This window comes from Pseudomonas sp. MSSRFD41, assembly GCF_014230245.1.
In the GTDB taxonomy this organism is placed as follows: domain Bacteria; phylum Pseudomonadota; class Gammaproteobacteria; order Pseudomonadales; family Pseudomonadaceae; genus Aquipseudomonas; species Aquipseudomonas piscis.
In genome coordinates this window covers 1-22,381 of the sequence record NZ_JACKZK010000025.1, presented here as the reverse complement: position 1 = coordinate 22,381, position 22,381 = coordinate 1, and the positions used below count along the sequence as shown (strand labels likewise).

The 22,381-nt window shown below is 59.6% G+C and carries 15 protein-coding genes and 1 pseudogene; 2 read left to right on the top strand and 14 right to left on the bottom strand.

All coding sequences use genetic code 11. From position 1 onward, the window contains the following. Window positions 1–19: 19 nt before the first annotated feature. Both H7A76_RS26685 and H7A76_RS26680 read right to left on the bottom strand, forming a co-directional pair. Window positions 20–376 carry a DUF6285 domain-containing protein gene (locus H7A76_RS26685; RefSeq protein ID WP_185701278.1) on the bottom strand — a complete coding sequence of 119 codons (357 nt, stop codon included), beginning with the start codon at window positions 374–376 and terminating at the stop codon, window positions 20–22. After that, window positions 373–1,431, bottom strand: coding sequence for a phosphotransferase family protein (locus H7A76_RS26680; protein ID WP_185701277.1), 1,059 nt, complete (start codon window positions 1,429–1,431; stop codon window positions 373–375). The genes H7A76_RS26685 and H7A76_RS26680 overlap by 4 nt, the downstream gene beginning before the upstream one ends. A 198-nt stretch (window positions 1,432–1,629) precedes the next feature. On the opposite strand from H7A76_RS26680, the gene prpR reads away from it, so the two are divergent. Next, window positions 1,630–3,585 carry a propionate catabolism operon regulatory protein PrpR gene (gene prpR, locus H7A76_RS26675; protein WP_185701276.1) on the top strand — a complete coding sequence of 652 codons (1,956 nt, stop codon included), beginning with the start codon at window positions 1,630–1,632 and terminating at the stop codon, window positions 3,583–3,585. Window positions 3,586–4,167: 582 nt separating this feature from the next. Here the strand turns inward: prpR and pqqA are convergent. The 3 genes from pqqA to H7A76_RS26660 all read right to left on the bottom strand — a co-directional run bounded on the left by pqqA (window position 4,168) and on the right by H7A76_RS26660 (window position 6,962). Beyond that, entirely contained in the window at window positions 4,168–4,239 is a 72-nt protein-coding gene (pqqA, locus tag H7A76_RS26670; RefSeq protein ID WP_185701332.1) for a pyrroloquinoline quinone precursor peptide PqqA, read from the bottom strand. A gap of 74 nt (window positions 4,240–4,313) precedes the next feature. Next, a complete protein-coding gene (locus H7A76_RS26665) occupies window positions 4,314–6,371 on the bottom strand; it encodes a PQQ-binding-like beta-propeller repeat protein (protein WP_185701275.1) in 2,058 nt (685 codons plus the stop codon). Between the two features lie 384 nt (window positions 6,372–6,755). Then, a complete protein-coding gene (locus tag H7A76_RS26660; protein ID WP_185701274.1) occupies window positions 6,756–6,962 on the bottom strand; it encodes a hypothetical protein in 207 nt (68 codons plus the stop codon). Window positions 6,963–7,326: 364 nt separating this feature from the next. Here H7A76_RS26660 and H7A76_RS26655 point away from each other — a divergent pair. Next, a pseudogene (locus H7A76_RS26655) lies at window positions 7,327–7,593 on the top strand (winged helix-turn-helix transcriptional regulator); the annotation flags it as partial. A 1,766-nt stretch (window positions 7,594–9,359) separates the two neighbouring features. Here H7A76_RS26655 and H7A76_RS26650 read toward each other — a convergent pair. From H7A76_RS26650 to H7A76_RS26610, 9 genes are all read right to left on the bottom strand, one after another. After that, entirely contained in the window at window positions 9,360–10,214 is an 855-nt protein-coding gene (locus tag H7A76_RS26650) for a class I SAM-dependent methyltransferase (protein ID WP_185701273.1), read from the bottom strand. Between the two features lie 88 nt (window positions 10,215–10,302). Beyond that, window positions 10,303–15,543: a type I polyketide synthase gene (locus H7A76_RS26645; RefSeq protein ID WP_185701272.1), complete on the bottom strand. Its 5,241-nt coding sequence runs from the start codon at window positions 15,541–15,543 to the stop codon at window positions 10,303–10,305. Between the two features lie 381 nt (window positions 15,544–15,924). Beyond that, window positions 15,925–16,839, bottom strand: coding sequence for an alpha/beta hydrolase (locus H7A76_RS26640; protein ID WP_185701271.1), 915 nt, complete (start codon window positions 16,837–16,839; stop codon window positions 15,925–15,927). A gap of 265 nt (window positions 16,840–17,104) precedes the next feature. Then, the gene (locus H7A76_RS26635) at window positions 17,105–18,367 is read right to left on the bottom strand and encodes a hydroxymethylglutaryl-CoA synthase family protein (protein WP_185701270.1); all 1,263 of its coding nucleotides are present in this window, start codon (window positions 18,365–18,367) and stop codon (window positions 17,105–17,107) included. 22 nt (window positions 18,368–18,389) lie between these two features. Further along, window positions 18,390–19,619, bottom strand: a complete 1,230-nt coding sequence (locus H7A76_RS26630) for a beta-ketoacyl synthase N-terminal-like domain-containing protein (RefSeq protein ID WP_185699838.1) — start codon at window positions 19,617–19,619, stop codon at window positions 18,390–18,392. Between the two features lie 62 nt (window positions 19,620–19,681). Further along, complete coding sequence (gene fabD / locus H7A76_RS26625; RefSeq protein ID WP_185699837.1) at window positions 19,682–20,785, bottom strand: ACP S-malonyltransferase; 1,104 nt, start codon at window positions 20,783–20,785, stop codon at window positions 19,682–19,684. A 70-nt stretch (window positions 20,786–20,855) separates the two neighbouring features. Continuing rightward, window positions 20,856–21,110 carry an acyl carrier protein gene (locus tag H7A76_RS26620; protein WP_185699836.1) on the bottom strand — a complete coding sequence of 85 codons (255 nt, stop codon included), beginning with the start codon at window positions 21,108–21,110 and terminating at the stop codon, window positions 20,856–20,858. Between the two features lie 46 nt (window positions 21,111–21,156). Next, window positions 21,157–21,906: a polyketide synthase gene (locus H7A76_RS26615; RefSeq protein ID WP_185699835.1), complete on the bottom strand. Its 750-nt coding sequence runs from the start codon at window positions 21,904–21,906 to the stop codon at window positions 21,157–21,159. A 1-nt stretch (window position 21,907) separates the two neighbouring features. Then, window positions 21,908–22,381 (bottom strand): enoyl-CoA hydratase-related protein (locus tag H7A76_RS26610; protein ID WP_260498012.1); only part of this gene is annotated, 474 nt, incomplete at its 5' end.

Below are 22,381 nucleotides of genomic sequence, written 5' to 3'. Positions count from 1 at the left end.
GGGCGGTGGCTACCCGCGTTCATGGCACGACCTTAGGGTTGCTAATCATCAGGCGGGCAAGCGTCGTCTCACGCAAAGCCTCGACCAAGATGCGGCGAGCCTGCGGCGTGTCATGGCGGCCCTCGCGGATGGCCTGGGCCAGTTGTTGTAGCGTTTCGGCCAGGGTCGCTGGCGACGCACCGAGTAAAGCACCGAGACGGGCGTGCTCCTGAATGACCATCTCGCCTTGCAGGCGATTTTCGCGAGCGGCGATGGCTATGGCGTTGGCGATCATCAGCGCCGGGTAGCGCAGCTCGCCGGATAACGCGGGCAATATCTGCTCCAGCAAAGTCTGGCGAGCGATGTCGAGCAGTTGCGCGGCATTGGGTTGGCTCATGACGCCTCTGCTCCTGTCATGTTCAGAATATCGAGCTCCAGTTCCGGAAGCAGGCGCGCTGTCAACGCCAACTCCAGGGAAGGTTCTTCGCCGGACAGGTGGCGCTGGCCTTGCTGCAAGGCGATCACCGCCCAGCGCAAGGTGGCCATGACCTGCCAGTAGTGCAGTTGTCTGGGTTCGATGGACAGAGCGGATACCTTGGAATAGCCACGAAGAAAGTCGTCTATCCGACCGATGCCCCCTGCCTCCAAGTCAGGTCGAGTGAAACGCCAACACTGGGCAGTAAACCAACCCAGGTCCTCGCAAGGATCTCCCCAACCGCTGAACTCCCAGTCGAGTACAGCCTCAAGCCCCTGTTCGCTGGCTAAATAGTTACCAGTGCGATAGTCGCGGTGCAGTAAGCAAAGCGGATAGCCACGTGGTTCGTGCAGTTCACACCACCGCAAGCCCCACTCCAGTGCCGGGTATGCTTGATTGAGGGTATCCAGGTATCGGCGATAGACTCCGATAGTTGTCAGGGCAGGTGAAAGCTGAGGTAACGGCAGAAAATCCAACGCAGCACAGGGAGGGCGCACCTGATGCAGGCGCGCCAGGTTAACACCCAATTGCATCGCTAAACCGGCCTGGCCATGCAGACCAGCTTGAGTGCTGAGCTGACGCCCGGACGCTATACCCGGCACATACTCCATCAAGAAAAACACGCGCCCATATACTTGCGTGTCGCGACAGAGCCAGAGGGGCCGCGGAACCTTCACCCCGGCCTGATAAACCACCTGGAGCACAGCAAATTCCTGCTCGCGTCCAAGACTAGCCGGTAGTGCGGATAGTGCATCGCTCCGAAGTACCCAGCTACGAGGCCCCGCCCAAGGCCCCCCCTCAATCAGCAACTCAAGCCGCCAGTTTTCCTGGATCGCACCACCGCTTAAACGCTTACGAGTGGTAATAGATACCCGTTCCGCAGATGCGTGCTCGCGAATGAAATCGACCAATCTATGGTCGTGGTTGCTGGCCTCGGTGTGGTCACCGGCCAGGGGGATAATGGAGGAACTGCTCATGGGGGTGTTTGACCCTTCGCTGGTGAGTTGCCAGGAGGGCTAGAGCAAAGCTTAGGCCAACTGTCGACTATTGTTCTGCACACCCCGCTCTGACTGGCCTGCCGTGTTTTCGACGATAGTTTGTGATGCGGTCTTTGTTTCACTTCTGCAAGCTATTCACTCACTATAGAAACATTGCAAGATTGAAAAGGACCCGACATGCCCCCCACCAACTCTCAGGTCGTCGTGCTGATCAGCCACCTGCTACGCCCCCAGCGACGCAGCCGGCTCGCCCAGGTAGTGAACGGAATCACGGCGGATTACCCCGACACTCATATTGAAGTGCTCGACACCTCAGTGTCCGAAGTGCTGCAGACCGCCCTTGAGCTTGAGCAACGGGATGCTGTCGATGTATTCGTCTGCGCCGGAGCCACGGCCGCCTACCTACGCAAACACTTAACCCGGCCGGTGCTGGCGATGCGTGTCGGTGGCGGTGACCTGCTGCGCGCCTTAGGCCAAGCCGGAGAGTCTGGGACGCAAGTGGCAGTGCTCAGCTACAGCCACATCAACCATGACTTACAAAACTTGACAGCACTACTCACCGTGCGGATACATCAGGCTGCCTACACCTCGCTAGAACAAGCACGCCAGGCCGTCGATCGCGCCGCGAGGAAAGGTTGTCGAACTATCATAGGTTCGTCGACGGTGGTGGAGTTGGCTGAACAGGCCGGGTTACATGGAGTGCTATCGTTAAGCGAAGGTACCGTGCGCAAGGCGCTTGAAGAAGCCCTGGGGATCCTCGATAGTCAACGCCTCGAAATAGCCAAGCGCCAACATCTCGATGCCGTGTTACAACATATCCCTACGGGGGTCGCAGCAATCGACAACAGTGGCGTGGTGCAGTCGATAAACCCAGCCCTGGCGCAACTGCTAGGGCTGCCGACCAGCTCGGCACTAGGACGCCCCCTGCAAACTCTCTGTCCCGAGTTGAATCCGCAACAAGCCTTGCTGAACGGCATGGGCGAGGACAATCAGGTAATTCGCCTGGGCATGCAGACAGTGGTCAGCAACCTATTGCCGATCCTAGAGAACGGAGAGCGCACCGGCCTGGTGCTAACCTGTGAAGACATCACCGCTGTTCAAAGGGCCGACCAGCGCATACGCGCCAGTCGCCGCCCAGGAGCCTTCACCGCGCGCTACCGACTCGAACAGTTAGGCGGCAATAGCAAAGCTAATCGCGAAATGTTGCAACAGGCCGAACGCTTCGCCGCCAGCAACTCAACCATACTAATTACTGGTGAGAGCGGGACCGGTAAGGAGTTGCTAGCCCAGGGCATACATAACGAAAGCCCACGTCGACAAGGACCATTCGTTGCCATAAATTGCGCAGCGTTTCCTGAAACTTTGCTTGAGAGCGAACTTTTCGGCTACGAGGAAGGCGCGTTCAGTGGTTCACGTAAAGGCGGCAAAGCGGGCCTGTTTGAGGCTGCACACCGCGGCACCCTGTTCCTCGACGAAATCGGCGATATGCCGGTGTCGCTACAAACACGATTGCTGCGAGTATTACAGGAGCGGGAAGTTCTTCGCCTGGGTAGCACTGAACCGATTGCCATCGATGTGCGTATCATCGCTGCCACCCACCAAGATCTGCGCACCGCCATGCATGAAGGAACATTTCGTACTGATCTGTACTACCGTCTAAACATTCTCCGATTGCAAACCACACCGCTACGCGAGCGACCAGAAGACATCGAGTTGATCTGCCATGCAATCAGCCAGCGCCTCCTTATCCAAGGCCAACCTACAGGTGCAGCGCAAGTGATAAGGGCGCTGCTTCCATACCTCAAAAGCCACACTTGGCCGGGTAATGTCCGCGAACTTGAGAATGTAGTCGAACGAGCAATGCTCTCAGCCAGCGAACTACTAAAAGATGAAGGCGTAGATGAACAGTATCTTGCACGATTACTTCCCGAGTTATTTGAAGGATGTTCGTTGACGGCCACTATAAAGAAACGGACAAAAAATGAATCTGATCTGCACACGATTGGGAAAACCGCGCAACTTCATCATATACAGAAGATTATAGAAAGCTGCGCCGGGAACCTTGATGAAGCGGCGCGTAGCCTGGGAATTAGTAGAACCACACTATGGAGACGCCTCAAGGCTCATCACTGAATTCGCCAAAACTAGAGACCTGGATGCAAGTAAAATCCTTAATATGAACTTCAGAAAAATCCAAAATTTAAGGAAACACCTCATGCAATCAAGCAGTACCTCAAACTAGGTACAGGTTTCAAAGTAGGCTCGGACGGACGTCATTGACATACTACGGTACACATACGTGAAAGTTAGCAGAGGTTCCCGCGCACCAGAGTCTCCCGCACATAGGAGAGGAGACCGAGAGATTAGACAGCGTCGATCTCGCCAGGCATGCGAAGCCTGCACGTGTTTTTCTGAAGATAATATTGAAGGCCAAGTAGCAAGGCCCAGGCTCACAGTGTTCTACCGCTCCAATGAGGATCAGGTCGTCGAGGTCGTGCAGGGGGCTTGCATGACGCAATGGAGCTCACACGACATCTGCGCTACCTGCAGAAGCCCAAAAGGGGATAGGGAGTCCGCTGAAAACAGAAAATCCTACACTTTGGAGTGCAGCGTGCATTCCCCACGTGGAACTCGGCAACAAACGCAAGCTGGGACACGGCCCCTGTTCCGCTCGATCCCTGGCAGAACCACCGCAAGCGCCGAACGCCTTAGCACTCAACGATTGGCAAAATACATCGTCACTTCAAAGCCAAGGCGCAAGACGGTAAAGCTGGGTTTGGACCACATAGTGTGCTCTCTCGATTGTTTAATGGATAAAAAGCAGCGTACGTTCTTGCCCGCCGCGTAAACCTCGTGCTCGTTCATTGAGTGCCGGCTACCGGCTCCTTACCCTCATGAGCGTCCCAAGCCTGGTTGATCAGGTAGGCAAAAACGGCCTTGAGTTGATCATCGGTAAAATCCGCAAAAGCTGGCATGCCGCCGCCAGCCTTGGAAAGTACGCCCTGGCGCACAACGGCTTCGAAGAAGTCGTAGCTCGGCGGTGGCGCGTAGATGAGGTTGGGCACTCGGCCGCCGGCAGCATTACCGCGTAAACCATGGCACTCGATGCAACCACTGCCCTCGAATAGTTTACGACCAAGAGCTGTCAGTGCTTCTGGCTGCCGGGGCGTGAGCGGCGCAGGCACCTTTTGTACTTGTGCGAACGGTGGGTAGTCCTTGACGCCGCCCAACTTGAACGCCAGTAGCCGAGGTGTGGTCCTGGCCTTCGGCGCGGAAGCCGAATCTGCATTCAACGACCCAGTCGCTGCCGCAGTGCCGGTACCGGTCGCGATCAGAACGTACTGCTCGCCGTCAACCATGACGGTAGAAGGTGCAGCCCGCACCGCGCCACCAATCTCATGGCTCCACAGTGTTTTGCCCGTCGCCGCGTCCAGCACCTGCAAGCGCCCGTCGCCGGTGCCTTGGAACACCAAGCCACCGGCCGTATGCAGCAGACCACCGTTGGTAGGCATCGGCAAGCGCGACCGCCACTTAACACTATTGTGACGTACATCCCAGGCAACGGTTTCACCGTAGGTTTCGTACTGGCCATCGGCAGAGCGCTGAATAGGTTCGAAAGACTGGCCTCCGAGCGCGGAATCAGGATCATCCTTGACCAGCGTCGGCTGAGACATAGCGGGAATGAACACCGTCTCGTCGTCCGGATTGAAGGCCAGTGCTTCCCAGCCATGAGCGCCCAGACCATTGGGCAACTGCATGTACTGCTTGGCGTCATTGAGCCAATACTGCCCTTCCCGCTTCATCACCGGGCGACCATTGGCGTCCAATCCTGAAGCCCATTCCATCGGCATATAGGCCCCCCCGGAAATGAACTTGCCGGTCTGCGCGTCCAAAGCGTAGGCGAAGCCACTCTTCGGCACGCTCAGTACCGCTCTTTTCGACTGCCCATTCACGGTTATATTGGCAATCATGATGCCGACGCTGGAGTCATAGTTCCAAGCATCCTGGGGAGTTTGCTTGAAATGCCATTTGTACTCGCCCGTGCTGGCATCCAGGGCCACAATAGAGTTGGTGAACAGCTCATCGCCCGCATGTTCGCCACGCTTCGACGGATCGAACGGTGCAGGCCCCCCCACCCCGATGTAGAGCAGATTTAACTGTGGGTCATAGGTCATGGCGTCCCAGGCGCTGCCGCAGCCGTGGGTCTTCGAATACCAGTCTTTACCCCAGGTCTTGGCCGCATTCTCATACAGCGCCGATTGCGGTTTCGAAGGATCGTCAGGCACCGTGTAGAAACGCCAGCGATGGGCGCCGCTCTTGGCGTCGAAGGCATCAACATAGCCCCTGGTCATTCCAGTATCGAGGCAGGCATTGCCGGTGAACACCAAGCCATTGCCCACCCGCGGTGCTGCGGTAATCGCGTACATATCGGCGGAGTCGCACGACGTCGCTTCCCACACCTTCTTGCCCGTACGCTGGTCGACTGCGATCAGGCGACAGTCACCCGAGGCGATGATGACATTGGTGCCACTAAGTGCCACTCCACGATTGAATCGACGCCCCCAGTAGCCTGCAAACGATGAGCCTTGCTGCGAATTCTCATCTTTGAAATTCCAAATCAACTGACCGGTCTTTACATCGTTGGCAATGACTTGGCCGTTGGGCGCCCCTTGAAACACAATACCCTCCTTGACCAAGGGGTTGCCCACCAGACCGTCACTGACCGGGAGGTCCACCCACCAAGCAAGACCCAGTGAACCGACGGTTTCCCTGTTAATGGTCTTCAGCGAAGAGGAATGCTGCATCTCGCTGGAGTTTCCAAGAAACTCCCAGTCTGTATTGGGTTTCTCAGCCGGCTGCTCGCTCAGCCCGCACCCCACGAGCGATGCCGCCAGTGATGCGACGATTATTATTCTCATATCAGTCCTCTACCAATACAGGCACCCAGGCCAGGGAGATTGTTTAGTCGCCAACCTTCCCCTCGGCCTGATAGCCTTCAGCATTACGATCAAGCGACCTAGTCAAGCGACCATTTCTGGTTACACATTTAATCAGCAATGCCGCTAGCACGCTACAAGAATTTTTATAGCTTATAAATCAAGTAGATATGATCTTCTTTATTGATTGGTGTACAGCGAGTCGGCTAGGACGGATTCAGAGGATTGCGCTAGTTTGTAGCCGCTGAGATCGTCGCAGGTGCCGAAGCTCAGCTCTATTCGGGCGGTAATGGCAGGTCGAAATTGCCGACGTTGGACAGGCTGATATCGTAAAGAAACTTCAGTTTAACCTGACCAAGAATAAAATTATTTCCTTATTGCCATGAGCCAAAAAGCTCCTCCAGCGATAGATCCACCAATCGCCCCCATCATTGGAAAACCACTTTTGATTAAATGAACAGATTGATCATGATTTGAATTCCAAATTGCACCGCCAGCCATATACGCCGCAGGATTCTCCATACGCCCCTTTCTATTTACCAAGGCATAGATAGGGACTCCAAAGAGAATCATGACCGGCAGCCTCCGCGAGTGCTCCAACCCGATAACTTGCTGTGAGCGGGGTGCTTGCCTCATTGCGTAGGCCGACCAGGACATCATGGCCAGATGAGGGTAGCCGCTGCGCAAGTTGGTCGCCGAAATCCCCCCAGAAAACCGACCCTCATAACTTTCTCCTTGGGGAAAACTCACGCGGCCATTCTGTCAAAGCGGTATGGTTTAGCAACTAGGTACATACTGGTAACCATATGGTTAAAAAATTGTATTATCCCCAGATGCTTTTCTCCAAGTCTGTCCTTCACGTGCTGTGCTCCTGCGGATAGGACAGAAATGGACTGTGCCTGCAATGGTGGCACTATAATCCTCGCCGCGCCGGTTCGGAGATTTACGTCGTCACCTAGAGGGGATTTCACAGAAGATGCTCACGCAAACGCTGCGTGCAATGGAGCGTGATGGAATAGTACAGCGGCAGGTACACGACGAACGCCCAGCACGTGTGGAGTACGAGTTAACTGTGCTTGGGCAATCTTTGTTGCTGATCGTCCTAGCATTCAAGAGCTGGGCTGAAGAACAGCTACCCGTGATTGAAGTGAATAATCAAGCTTTTGATAAGAAGCATAGAGCCCCTCCAATAGACATTGCCTAACAGGCCTTCGACCATCCCTTTACCTATCCGAGCGAAAACGTCACTTTTTAACCGCAGGTCCTACTCTCGTCCGCGCTAGCCGAGTATATGAGCTGAATCAGCGAATCGCTCTACACAAGAGGCTTTTTCTCGACAGACTATGCCGCTGGGAAGTAGATGAAGCTCGATATATTTCTGCCCTCCAATCCCGAGCACGCTGAAGCGCCCAAGCCATCGCTATGGTCATACTCTGACCGCCGCAGTCAAGTTAACTCTCCTCAACCAGCATCTCGCCATTTTTTCCATAGATGCCTAGAAAGAGCTGGGTGATCCTGAGCTTTGAGGTACGCACCTGGATATTGATTTGGCTACCACAGGGTAATCGCTCATCGTAGTTGCGGCAATGCAATTCCGGAACAGACCACTCCCAGTAAACCTCACCTCGTTTGCGCATTTCCTAAGCCTTCTGCAACGTGAAAGAGAGCAACGGAGGCTAAGCTTAGAGAAGCTAATGAGGTTCACCAGAGACAAATTTGTTTCATTACAAAATTTTACATCTATAATTCCCTTTTTGGGGGAGATCACTGGGAACCAATGGATCGGTGCAAAGACTCTATAATCCCCAAAGCTTCTGGCTACGTTTAGCGACCCACATCAGAACAGCGGAGGCAAGCCAAACAAAGATTGGTATGCATTAGGTGCTTACGGTCGGCCTGGGTATCACTGTAAATGTCGTCATAAACATCACACTCAAGCTTTAGCAGAGAGCGTAGAGCTCTATTTGATGGTTAACAGAATAGCGTCAACAACTAAACGTAATGCTTCACACAACTCACATTTCGGCAATATTGCAAACATATCAATCAACAATATAAAAACTGAAGACTATTTTTAAAACGGAACGACATGAAAATATAAAACACTCTCAGCTAATAACATTTAAGCCAGCACAGATATCGCTATGGAGTGAAATACATGCAGGATCAGCTTGAGCAACATGGAAAATTCATGCAAGAAAATCAAGCCAGCTTTTCGAAGTACATTGGAACTATTAAAAACACTTGCCTTGCGCACTCAAAGCGAGCGGCTTGACGTCTTTATGGAAGGAGTTTTCGCCACTTTATAAATCCCCAACAAGAATGTCTGCCGCAGGGGTGATCATTTGGAATGGTAAAAAACCTAGAAGATATAATAGCAATTAGATCGACCAGAATGCCTGCAGATCTTTTTTCGCTTCTTACATAAAACCGAGTCAAGAAAACTGCACACAGAAACATATATTCGACATTTAATCATCAAACTTAAGCGCCTCTAAAAATTAGAGTTGAACAACGAACAAAACATTACCCACAAGAATTGGTTCAATCCTTTAATTAACACTAAGACTACCAACCATCTTACCACAAGCAATGGAAAATTTTATAATTTTACTGCCTTCCTACCAAGTATACCTAGCACCTTAACTAAAGTAACTAGAAGTCAAAACTCACAAACCAGAATTATCGCAGCCCGGGAATATTCTCGACGTAGTAGCACAATGCCTCAAAAACCCCTCCTCCCCTAAAAATGGTTTTCAGTTGCTGCCCTTCCGCCTGTAGAGGAAAACCCGCGCCATGAAACCTCATGGAGCGCCCAATGCAAATTCTTTCCTGGCTCAGCCGAAATCCGGCTAGACCACCCTCAGAAGCAACTCCGCCAGGCTTCCACCTACCGGCAAACGCAGCTGCGCTGCTGAACACTCACTGTAGCTGTCCTTTAAAGAGCACCCGCTGCCCCCTCGTGGACACTTATACCCGCGCGATCACCAGTTGTTCGAAGACCGGTGCCCGCAGGCGGTCCGTGCGCCCGGCGAAGTAACGTTGCTCCAGCTCGGCCGGTGCGACCAGTAGCGCCTCGGCAAACCCCAGTTCCAGCAGCCAGTGCTGCAACTGCCCGGGGTCGAAGCGGCTGATCCAGGGTTCGCCGCGAGCGGCCGCCAGGCTGGAAAACACCTGCACCGCCTCCTGGTCCAGGCCATCGAGCCCTGGATCCTTGATGATGAAACTCATCACCAGGCCACTACCGGCCGGGAGCGCCAGCACATCTTCCAGGGTGCGCTGGATCGCCACCCGCTCCAGGTACTGGGTGACGCCGAGCCAGGACAGGAAGGTCGGCACCTGGGGATCGAAGCCGACGGTTTCCAGGCCCTGGCGCAGGGTCACGCGCTCGAAATCCATGGCACAGAAGCTGAGGTTGCGTGGAATGCCGATGCGCGCCGCGTGCAGGTAACCGCGCTTGCATGCCTGGGAGGCCGGATGGTCGACCTCGATCAGGCGTATGCCCTGGGCCCAGTCGGGCTGGCGATAGGCGAAAGTATCCAAGCCCGCCCCAAGCATCAGGTACTGCCCCACCCCAGCCGCTACCGCTCGATGCAGTTCGTCTTCGGCCAAGCGATTGCGCATGACGAACAACGCCCGGGCCAGGCACTGCACCGGCCCTTGGAAGTCGTCGGCCCGGGCCTGGATCTGCGCCGCACTGGAGCCCTCGACCAGGCCGACCACCACCGGATCGTCGACCACCTTGGGGTGCTGGTCCAGTACCTGGTGGGCGGCACGGGCGATGGAGGTGTAGATCGCGGTCCAGCTGGCCGTTGTATTCTGCATGGCGGTTTCCTGTCGGTTGCATGAGAAATCTACCGGTCGCGGCAACGCTGCCTGGCCTGGCAGGCGCCGGGCCGGCTTGCCTTACGGGCTAGGCCAGTGCCTGGCGCACGTAGCGGGCAATGGCCTCCACGGTCGGGTGGTTCCAGATGAGCGTGGCCGGCAGGTCGATCCGGTAGCGCTGCTTCAGGCGAATCCGCAGTGCCACGCTGAGCAGCGAATCCATGCCCTTCTCCACCAGCGACCGCTGGGGGTCGATGTCCTCGGGGGCGCAACGCAGTTCAGCCGCGATCAACGCCTGGATGTCTTGCGTCAGCCACTGCCCAAGCTGCTCGTCGGGCACCGCGCGCCAGGGATCGAGTGACGTCGCTTGCGCCGCCTCTGGCGCGGCGTCGCACAGCAGCCGGCTCAACACCGGCAGTGGCTGGCCGAGGTCCGCCGAGCGCTGCACACGAAATACCGCCGCATAGGGTGCACCACAGTCCTGGGCCAACTGCCAGGACGCCAGTGCCGTGGGGATACTCAGAGCCCCCAGGCCATTGGCCGCGCACTCGCGCAGGGTCGCGTCGATATGGCTGGACATCCCCAACTGCTCCCAGGCCATCCAGGCGATGCTCAGGGTCCGTTGACCGTCCTGCGCGGCCCGATACCTGGCGAAGCCATCCATGAAGGCATTCGCCGCGGCATAACCGGCCTGCCCCGAGGGACGCGCCAGCTGCCCGCTGGAGGAGAACAGCACCAGGAAGTCCAGGCTCCCGGGAGGAAATGCCCGCTCCAGGGCCAGGGTCCCGGTGACCTTGGCCCGCAGCACCTGGGACAGGCTGGCGCGCTGCAGATGCTCGATCATGCCGCCCTTGAAGACGCCAGCGGCGTGCACCACACCGCGTATCGCCGGCAGGCCCAGGGCCGACTCGGACAACGCCTCGGCCACCTTCGCCGTATCGGCGATGTCCAGCGCCAGGGGCAGCACCGTCACGCCCTGGCGCTCCAGCGCACGGATGCCGTCGATCACCAAGCGCTGTTGCGGATCCTGCAGCGCGGGCCAGGCGCTGCGTGCCGGCAAGCCTTGGCGGCCGATCAGCACCAGGCGCCGTGCCCCCTGGTTCACCAGGTACTGGGCGGCCTGCAGGCCCAGGGCGCCGAAGCCGCCGGTGATGGCGTAGCTGGCATGCGGAACGCATTGCGGCTTGCCCTTGGGTCCTGGCGCGACTGCCTCCTGCAAGCGCAGGACCTGGCAGGCCTGGGTACCGATGGCCAGCACATCCTCGCTCTTGTGCCCCAGGGCGCCTCGTAGCAGGCCGAAGGTGCTGTCGCTGTTCAAGGCTGCCGGGTCGATGTCGATCAAGCCTGCCCAGAGGCCTGGCTGTTCGCCGGCGACGATCCGCGCCACGCCCCACAGCGGCGACTGGGCCAGGGCGATCCGGTTGGCCATGGCCTTGACTCCGAAGGTCACGCAACCCAGGCGCAGGGATGGCTGCTCCAGGGCCAGGCGCTGGACCTGCTGCGTAGCTTGCAGCAGTCTCCAGGCATTGGCCTCGACCGCATCCGGCAACGCCTCATCGTCTGCCGGTGCGCTACCGAGCACCAGCACCAGCGTCGGCTGCCCATTCAAGCGCAATTCGGCGCCGTCTCGCACCCGGGCATGCTCGATCCCGGCCCGACGCAACCCCAGGGACAAACGCTGCGCGGCGTCGTCGTCCGGTCCCAGGAGCAGCAACTGCGGCAGCGGCTCGGTGGGGGGCTCGAAGCGACAGGTCTCCCAGTCTTCGACGAACACCGTCGCACTGCTGCCGCGGGCCAGTTCATCCTGGCGGTCCACCGTCATGAACACCAGGCCTTCGATGCGCGCGGCCAGCTCTCCCCGCTCATCGAGCACCAGCAGGTCGATGGGCTGGCGCTCGCCAGTGCGCGGCGCCCGTTCGGCGCACAGGGTAAAAATCTCCGGCGGCGTAGGCCTCGCGCACAGCGAGGCAATAGCCGCCGGCATGCGCAACAGATCGTCATCCGGCAACAACAGCGGCAGGCTGGTCAGCGCGGCATCCAGCACCACCGCCCAGCTGTTGGCCTGGGTCGGACCGAGCTGCGCCCGGATCGTCGCCATCAGCCGGCCCGGCCCGCGCCGCAACGAACCGATATGCCACCGGAAGCCGTAGTCGGCGATACCCCGGCGCCGGTACATCGGCTCGAGCTGCGGCCACTCCAGCGACTCGCGGCAGTGAGTCTGCCAGGCCGCCACTTCGGGCGCCGGGCCTTGCAGCTCGGTGTTCCAGTCCAGGCTGGCGGTGGTATGGGTCAACCAGCCCAGCTCGCGCTCCTGCTCGGATTGCGCCGCCTCATCGTCCAGACGGCTGCACAGGCGGATCTGCTGGCCCTGCCTGACAATCTGGATATCCCGCGTACCTTCCACTGCCACGGGCGTGCGCAGCACCACGTCACGCAGGGTCGGCAGTTGCCCGTCCCGCGTCCCGGCCTGCATGAAGCTGTTCAGCAAGACCGCCGCCGGCAAGATCTCCACGCCGCAGATCGGATGGCTGCCCGGATAGGGACGCAGTTCGAAATCCAGCCGCGTGCGCCAGATGTCACAGGGCGGCGCACTGCGTACCAGCTGGTGGCTGCCCAGCAACGAATGCCGCAGCGGATCGTGGCCCTTGCCCAGGTTGGCCCGCACCGGCAAGGCCGTGGTCCAGTAGCGCTGGTGGTTCCAGCCCATGCTCGGCAGATCGAGCAAGACTCCCGGAGCCGGCCATTGCAAGTCGGCGCCGTGGCAATACAGACGAGCGAGGCTGGCGAGCAGTTCCGGGTACTCCGGGCGCCCCTCCCTGAGGCTCGGGCACACCAGTACATGCTCGCGCCCACCTGCATCGGCGGTCTCCTTCAGGGCGTGGGCGACGATGGGCTTGCTCGACACCTCGAGGTACAGCTCGAAGCCGTCCTCCAGGGCGGCCGTCGCCGCTTGCTCGAAAAGCACCGGGTTACGTGAGTTCGCGCACCAGAAATCCGCATCCCGAGGTACCAGGGCCCGGGGATCGTCCAGGGTCGAGTTGTACAGGGGCAGGCGCGGCGTCAGGCAGCGCAGTTCGCCAGCGGCTTGGCGGATGTCCTCCAGGAGCTGGTCGATGTGTGGACTGTGGAACGCCACATCGCTCGCCACGCGCCGCGGCACCAACCCCTCCTCGGCCCACTCACCGGCGAGCCGCTCGACCTCGCCGGCCGTACCGGAAATCACCGTGGACGAGGGGCTGGCGGCGATTGCCGCGACCACCTGTGCGCGCCCCTCCAGGCGCCTGGCGGCCTCGGCGAATGGCAGGTTGACCATGAGCATCGCTCCTTGGCCAGACAAACGCTGGTAAAGCGCCGCCCGGCGGCAGGCAAAACGCGCGGCCGATGGCTTGTCCAGGGCGCCGGCGACCACCGCCGCAGCGATCTCACCGGTGGAATAGCCGATCACCGCCCGGGGTTCGAGCCCCAGGCTGCGCCAAAGCGCCGCCAAGGCCAGCTGCAAGGCGAAGGTCGTGGCCTGGATACGCTCCACCGAATCGAACGCGCCCTGCTCCAGCGCCTCGCGAGGCGTGTACCCCAGCTCGGCGCTGAACACCTCGGCCAGGCTGTCCAGTTCAGCGGCGAATACCGGCTGGCTCGCCAGCAGCTCCCGACCCATGCCCTGCCACTGCGCACCATGTCCGGAGAACACCCACACCGGCCCTCGCCCGTCCAGCATCGAGCCGCTGAAACAGCGCTCGCTATCGCTGCCAGCCGCCATCTGGCCCAAGGCCTCGAGCAACTCCGTGGAATTGCTCGCCAACAATGCGCCCCTGGCAGGCAAGTGCGCGCGTCGTTGCCCGAGGGTATGGGCAATATCTTCCAGCGCGGCCTCGGGGTGCTGTTGCACCCAGTGTGCAAGGCGCGCGGCACTGTGGCGCAGGTTCTGCGGCGCCTGGCCGGACAGCGGGAACAGCCGCGCACCGGAAAGCGGCCGGGCACTCGGCCGTGCCTGGAGCGTCACCGGCGCAGCCTCGATGATCGCGTGGGCGATGGTGCCGCCCACGCCGAAACACGAGACTCCCGCCCGCCTGGGCGAACCGGTGTCCGGCCATGGCCTGAGGCTGGAGACCACCTCGATGCCCGAGGTACTCCAGTCGACTTCGTCGGTCAGGTTCTCGTACAAGCTGCGCGGCAGCTGTCCGTGGTTCAGCGCCAGCACGGCCTTGATCAAGCCGGCGATGCCGGCGCCCGCTTCCAGGTGGCCGATATTGGGCTTGACCGAGCCCACCAGGCATCTCTCGCCGCCGCTGCGCGTGCTGCCGAACACCCGGGAGATCGCCGTCAGCTCGGCCTTGTCCCCCAGGCGGGTGCCGGTGCCATGGGCCTCCACGTACTGCACCGAGGCACAGGGAATATCGGCCTGGCGATAGACTTGGCGCAGCATCAGCTCCTGGGCCTCGCCGTTGGGCGCCATCATCCCGGCGCTGTGGCCGTCCTGGAACACCCCCGAACCCCGGACCAGGGCCAGTATCCGGTCCTGGTCACGCAGTGCATCGTCCAGGCGCTTGAGGACCAGCACCCCCGCCCCTTCGCCGCGGCCATAACCGTCGGCAGCGCTATCGAAGGATTTGCAGCGACCATCGGCCGCCGTGGCACCCGAGGCATCCAGCGCCAGGCTCATGCCGGGGAAGGTCATCAGGTTCACCGCCGCCACCAGGGCCAGCCCGGTACTGCCATCGCGCAGGCTCTGGCAGGCCAGGTGCAGCGCCGTGAGCGAGCCGGCACAGGCGGTGTCGACCACCAGGCTGGGGCCGTGAAGGTCGAGGATGTAGGACACCCGGTTGGCGATGCCGAACAACATCCCACCGTTGACCACCCAGGGCTCGATATGACTCAGGTCGGCCAGCATCCGGTGCCCGTAGTCGAACGAATTGGCGGCGGCGAATACCCCGGCCTCGCTGCCCTTGATCGTCGATGGCGGGATACCGGCGTGCTCGAGCGCCTCCCAGGCCAGTTCCAGGATCATCCGCTGCTGCGGGTCCAGGGACTGCGCCTCGCGGGCGGAAATACCGAAGAATCCCGGATCGAAGTGATCGATCCGCTCCATGAAGCATCCACGGCGCGTGGCTTTCTTCAGCGCCGCCGCGACTTCGGGACTGCTGTTCTCATAATCGGCCCAGCGTTCGCCGGGCAAGTCACCGACCGCGCAGCGGCCTTGAACCAGAAAGTCCCAATAACTCTCCAGGCTGGAAAGTTGCGGTGCGAAACGACAGCTCATTCCGACAATCGCGATGGGCTGCAAGCCCGCATGCTGACCAATACCTTGTGCAAGGCGCTGTTCGTCGTCCATGACGTACTCCTGAAATTAGCAATTACTTTAGGGCCTTAACCCTGACATTTACAGAACAGAATCTCTGAAAGTTAGATATCTACCTGTGAAAAACCACATAAAAAACAATATCATGCCGAATCCAAAAAAATAACAGCCCTCAGATAAATATCAAGGAAAATTACAAAAAGCTCTTTTATACCAATCTTAAACACCCAAGAGACTAGAATCAAACCATAAGCCATATAAATTAAAGACTAAACCAAACTAAAAAAACCTCACGAAACCACCCTCTGAAAATCAAAGAGTTTTAGCCAACATTAGTTCTGTGCGATATTAGATCTCAATATTCAAGCATAACAACAATCACAAAAATACTGAGCTGCGATTCAAAAGACGGTCTTACAAGCGACTTTTAAAGAACTCCGCAAGTACCGAAACCGCCTCATTAACATAAGATTGATTATCATACAGAGACATATGATTGGCACCTTCGATCAAGTGTATCTGCTTAACCTTGCTGGCCGCACGAAGGAGTAAGTCCTCACTCATCCATTTGCTACCAGCCTGGGTACCCGCCACAATCTGTATCGGCTGAGTCAAAAAGACCTCAGCCTTGTGATAGGCGTCATAACTTATAATTTGCGGCAGACTACGAGTAGTCATAAATCCCGGCGCATTAGGGTGCTCACAACGCGATGTGTGGTAATACTCCCAAGCCTCCCGTAACTCTTCATTGGGGGCGTCTTCCTCGCGTAAAGGCGCTAGAGGCAGAGAGGCTAGTTCGCCACCTTGAGCATCACAAGTGCGGGCTTGGGAACCATGTTCAATGAAGGGAAGAGCATCACAATCCTTGACCGTATTTTCCCATCCATTACGGAGCATTTGGCCAATATTGACGGCACTTACCATACCAATAGCTTTAATACGATGGTCATTAATCGCCGCGTTAGCGGTATAACCCGCACCCGCACAGATTCCCATTGCACCAACATGTGCAGAGTCTACATATGGAAGAGTGGTCAGATAGTCGACAACACTGCTAACGTCTTCAGTACGAATATAGGGATTTTCGAGTTGTCGCGGTATGCCATTACTCTCTCCCTGAAAGGAAGCATCGAAAGCAATCGTGAGAAAGCCTTCTACGGCTAATTTTCGGGCATACAAGCCCGAGACTTGTTCCTTTACCCCACCTCCGGGATGAGAAACGACGATAGCCGGATACTGCTTATTCTGATCGAATCCGTCAGGAAAATAAATGTCTGCAGCGATTGTAATACCATGCCCGTCTAGGGTTTGAATTCGAACATTTCGCATAACTTAAACCTCAAAAAATATAATCAAACAACTGCACCTCAAAACCTTATACAAACAGCAAGCACTTATTAACAGCCTACCACCCACACACTTCCCACCAACTAAACAAGCTAACACCAACTACTCATAGCATTAGCAGATAAAGCTATAGAGACTTCCTTTACAAAGTCTCGAGTTAACTCATGGAAAATGCTACCCAGTTAGGCATATGAATTTACTCTAGTTCACTACCTCCGTTGATGCGACTCTGAGACAGGCCAAATTCTTAATGGAGCCATTCGTAATCGCGGTGGAATTCCTTGATTTCCCGCAGAACCAGCTGTGGTCGATCCGCACGCGGCAACTGCGGACGTACGCTGGAAGCGTCGTCGATCCGTACGTTGCGGGTGCCGAAGCGTACCTGCGTGTTGCTCTGCAACAGCCCTTCGTACTCGCTCATCGACAGCCGGTAACGGTTATCGAGCTGGCGTTCGATCTCCTGGGCCCGCAGTTGCACCTGACCTTGATGGCGCACTACGCCGCTGTAGAACTCCGAACAGCAGCCCGAGCCATAGGAGAAGCAACCGATGCGCCCCGGCGATTCGAAGCGGCCATTGGCGATGGTGCTGGCCAGCGATAGCAGCACGGTACCGCCCATGATGTTGCCGACCCGCTGGCAATAGCTGAGCCCCGGCGTCACCCGGCGCTGGAAATCGGCCTCGATATCCGCCGGCGTAGCTTGGGCCTGCTTGCGCATCATGGTGCGATGTGCACCCTTGATCATCCCACCGAAGGGTGTATGGAACGCCAGGTAGCGAAACGAGCCGACATAGTCGACGTCGCCGACGCGCTTCTGGTACTCGAGGAATGCGTTCTCGCAGCAGTCCAGATAGGACAGCAGCGACAGGTCGGAGTCGCCGGCCTCGGTATCCGGGGTTGGCCGGCAAGTGTCCATCACTTCATAGCCGTAGTAGCCGTTGGCGCCAACGTCGATGTCGAAGACCCGCGGCTGGTCGCTGATCAGCATCGCCACGGCGCCGGCACCGGTGCTGGGCTCGGCGAACGACCAGTCCTCGGTGAGTGCGCTGCCGCCATCGGCGGTCATGTGCCGGGCCAGGTCGGTGGAGATCACCAGCGCCTTGGCCCCCGGCGAGACCTGGGCCAGGATGAAGTTCACCGCCATCTGCAAGCCTGCGGTGCCCGAATAGCAGGCCTGCTTGAGTTCGAACAATCGGCAGTTGCGGTCCAGTCCCAGGTGGTGATGGACGTAGGTGCTCAGCGACTTGCCGAAATCGATCCCCGACTCCGAGCAGGTGATCAGCAACTCGATCCGGACCTTCTCTTCGGCCGACAACGCCTCCACCAGAGGGCGTGCTGCGTTCACCGCATAGGTCACCGGGTCCTCGTCCAACAGCGCGACGGTCTTTTCCTTCATCAGCAGATTATTGAAGCGCGCCGTATCCAGCTGGCGGTGCGCGGCCAGTTCGGCAACGTCCAGGCAGGCCCGACCGCCGAACACGTTCATCGCTTCTATTCCTACGGATAACATTGGCTTTCTCCTTGGCTGTTCATCACTCATGGCGCGTCAGGCACAACGCAGTGTTGATGCCGCCAAAACCCATGCTCAGGGTCAGGGCGTGCTCTATCGGGTGCGGTCTGGCCACATCACGGACCCAGTCGAAGGACGGATCGATCGGCGTGTCCAGGTTACGGCTCGGGTGCAGGCGCCCTTCGCGCATCTGCACCAGCGTGGCGATTACCTCCACGGTGCCGGCGGCGGTGAGCCCATGGCCGAGCAGCGACTTGCTGGTGTTGAGGCGCACGTGGCCCAGGCCGCTGTCGCGCAGGGCAGCCAGCTCCACCACATCGCCCAGGGGCGAGCCGGTCCCGTGGGGGTTCACATAGTCGATCTGCCCCGGGGCCAGGCCCGCGCGCCCCAAAGCCTGAGCGATGGCGCGCATCTCGCCCTCGCGCGATGGGTCGGGATTGCGGTTGGCATCCATGGTCCAGCCCCAGCCGGACAATTGCGCATAGGGCCGGACGGTGCTGCGCGTGGGGCCGGCCATGCGCTCCACCACCACCGCGCCACAACACTCGCCATAGATGAAACCGTCTCGGTCGCGGTCGAACGGCCGAGCCGCCTGCATCGGTGCATCGGCATAGCGCTCGGAGCCCATGGCCCCCAACGAACGCAACGCCTGGCACTCCCAATGCGACAGGTCCATCAGGGCGCCCAGCGCGATCGCCACATCCACCTGCCCCGACTGCACCGCCTGTAGCGCCTGGATCACCGCGACCTGGCCGCTGGCCGAGGCCCCGCCCACGGTGCAGGCCATGCCCTGGATGCCGAACTGCTGGGTACACAACCCGCACAGGTCGCTGTCCATGAACTCGACGCCATGGCCCGGCCGCACGAAGGCCTCGCGCCCGGTGTAGCGCTCATGGAGCTGGGCCAGTTCACGTTGCTGCAGGTTGCAGCCGCCGACGACCAGGCCTATGCGCTGCGGGTCCACGTCCTCCAGGCGGGCGTCCTGCCAGGCTTCATGCAAGGCCACCAGGGCCGCCTCGGCCGTCAGCGACAACTGCCGGAACAGCCGTGGCGCACGCTCCTGCGGCAGTTGCAGGGGGCCGAGTTCGGCGCCGAGAAAACGGCTTTGCCCCTGGCGCCCGGGGCGTTGCAGCACGTCGAAAGCGGCGTCGCCGGCCAGCAGTGCGCGGGTGAAGGCCTCCCGGCCCTGGCCAATGGCGGAAACGATACCGACACCGGTGATCGCAACGGGTAGTGGTCGAGTGGCAAGCATGTTGGCACCAGGATTGTCGATTCGGGCGAAGGCAACGGGCCGGCCCATGGCTGCATGGATGGCTACAACGCCTGGATCTCGTCGAGGGCGAAATAGCCGTTGTGGCCTTGCAGGTAGACCGCCGCCCGGTGGCCCAGCAACACCAAGGCGGTGCTGCGAGTCAGCAGCTCGCCGTCGACCCGTAGCGAGCGCACCCGAGTGCCGGCGGGATGCCGGGCATTCCACTGGGCGACCTGCTCGATGGCGCTGTGCAGCACCGCTTCGCGAGGCCCAGGCGCTGCGCCCCCCGGCGAAACCGCAACGCCAGGCACAGGCGGGCGGCTGCCAGCGCGGATCTTCTCCACCAGCTTGGTCAACACCTCGCCATGGCCGACCTCTTCGAATTGCACCTCGCCCTGGGCCAGCAGGTATTGGATGCTCTCGCACCATTGCACTGGATGGGTCAGTTGCTGGACCAGGTGGTCGGCGATCGCTTCCTGGCTATACGGCTGGGCCGAAACGTTGGCGATTACCGGCTTGTTCGGCGGCGCCAGCTCCAGGCCTTGGAGATACGCGCGAAAGGCATCGGCGATCGGTTGCATGTAGCGCGAGTGGAAGGCGCCACTGGTATTGAGCGGATACAGCATGCCGCCCGCTGCCTCGACCGCGCTTTCCAGGCGCGCCAGCTCGGCCTTGGGCCCGGCGATCACGCTCTGCAAGGGGGCGTTGTGAATCGCCAGGTCGACACCATCGGCCTGTTGCGCCTGCAAAAGCTCCACCAGCGTGTGGCGCCGCAGGTTCATGATCGCGGCCATGCCCCCGTCCCCGCCACTGACCTGGCTCATCAGCTCGGCGCGGCGCTGGACCAGGCGCAGGCCCTCTGCGAAATCGAAGCACTGCGCCGCCAGCAGGGCGTTGAATTCACCCAGGCTGTGGCCGGCGAAACCATCCGCCTGGGCCCCATCGCGCAGCCGCTGGAAATAGGCCAGGGCGTTGACCACATAGATCGCCGGCTGGGTGTAGCGGGTCTGGTCCAGCAGGCCATCCGGGTCATCGAGGCACAGGGCCTTGATCGAATAACCGAGTAGGTCGCTGGCCGCTTCGGTCAGCTCGGGGAACTCATCGAACAGCGGGCCACCCATACCTCGCTGCTGCGAACCCTGGCCGGGAAAGATGAACACCTTCATTGACACCTCCGTTGTGCATTGCCCCTGGCGGCGCGCCGGACTTGGCGCCCCGCTGCCCGGTCCATCCGTGCTACACCGCCCGCGCCTCGAGCCGGGCGTGGATCAGGTCCGCCAGTTCGCCGATATTGCCCGGGCCGAACAGCTCTACCCGAGGAATGCTCAGGGACAGCGACTCCAGCACCAGCATCACGATTTCCGCGCGATCCACCGAGTTCGCCCCCAGGTCACGCAAGCGGTCGCCGCGGGTGAACGCATGGCTGGCAAGGGTGGGAATCACTTGCCGGACGTGACGGACAATCAATTCGAATACCTGTTCTCTGGTCATGCTTGTGCCTCGCTGTTGAAGGAATAACGCACCGGGTAACGGCCAATCAGTTGCCGAACAGTGCCTTGATACGCTCTCGCACCTCGGGGTGATGGAAGGTTTGCGCGTGCATCTGCACCTCGCGGGCCGTGACCGCGGGCAGCTGCGCACGCAGGCCAGAGGTCAGGTGCGCCTTGAGGGTCACCAATGAATGCCGGGGTTTCTCGGCCAATTGCGCCGCCAGTTCATGGGCATGGGCCAGCACGTTCGCCCGCGGCAGCACCGGGAACGGGATGCCGCGGCCAGCCAGCTCGTCACCGCGATAGTTCTCGGCAGTCATCAGCAGTTCCTGGGCCAGCGCCAGGCCGAGCTTCTCCTGCAGCACCAGGGTCGCGCCGAACCCCGGGGTGAAGCCATAGCGCATGAAGTTCGCCGCATACACGCTCTCGCGGCTGAGCACCGCCAGGTCGGCGAACAGGCCGAACACCAGCCCGCCACCAATCGCATGCCCCTGCATGGCTGCCACTACCGGGATCTCGCAGTTCAAGGGCAATTCGTAGATCGGGTAGTCGGTGAACTGGCCGCGCCCGTCTGCCAGCTCGAGCAGCATTTGCTGGGTGCCGCCGGTGCAGAAGTAGGTGTCGTAGCCAGTCAGGACCACCACCTTCCACGCCGGATTGCTACGCACCGTCTCGAAGGTGCGGATCAGTGCCTGGGCCAAGCCAGTGGAGAATCCGTTCTTGTGGATGCGATCGGTCATGGTGACCTGCACGATCGCTGGCGTTACCTGCTCGAGCTGTACCAGATCGTCGTTCATATCACACCTGCTCCCACGGGAACGCGCCCGTCTCGACGTAACGCACGATGTTCGAAAGGTTCTGCGGATCGCTGAACACCTGCCGGTTGGCCGCCAGCGCGGCGTCGCGATCGAGTCGTGGCGCGCCGCACAGCGCGCCACGAAATTGCTTGTAGCGCGCCACCCCGGGCCGGGACAGGCGCCGCAAGCGCAACAGGTGCTTACGCAGCAGGTTGTCGCCATCGGCCGCGCAGGCATCCACCAGGCCCCAAGCCAGGGCCTGGTCGACACCTATCGCGCTGGTCATCAATGTCATGTAGTGGGCGCGCTGCGGGCCGATGCGACGCTCCAGGAACGGCAATACGCAGGCCGGCATCAGCCCGAACAGCAACTCCGAAAGGCTGAACGAGGCGCTCTGGTCGGCGATCACGATATCGCTGGCGGCAACGAACCCGACGCCGCCGGCATTGACCTTGCCGCGCACGTAGGACAGCAC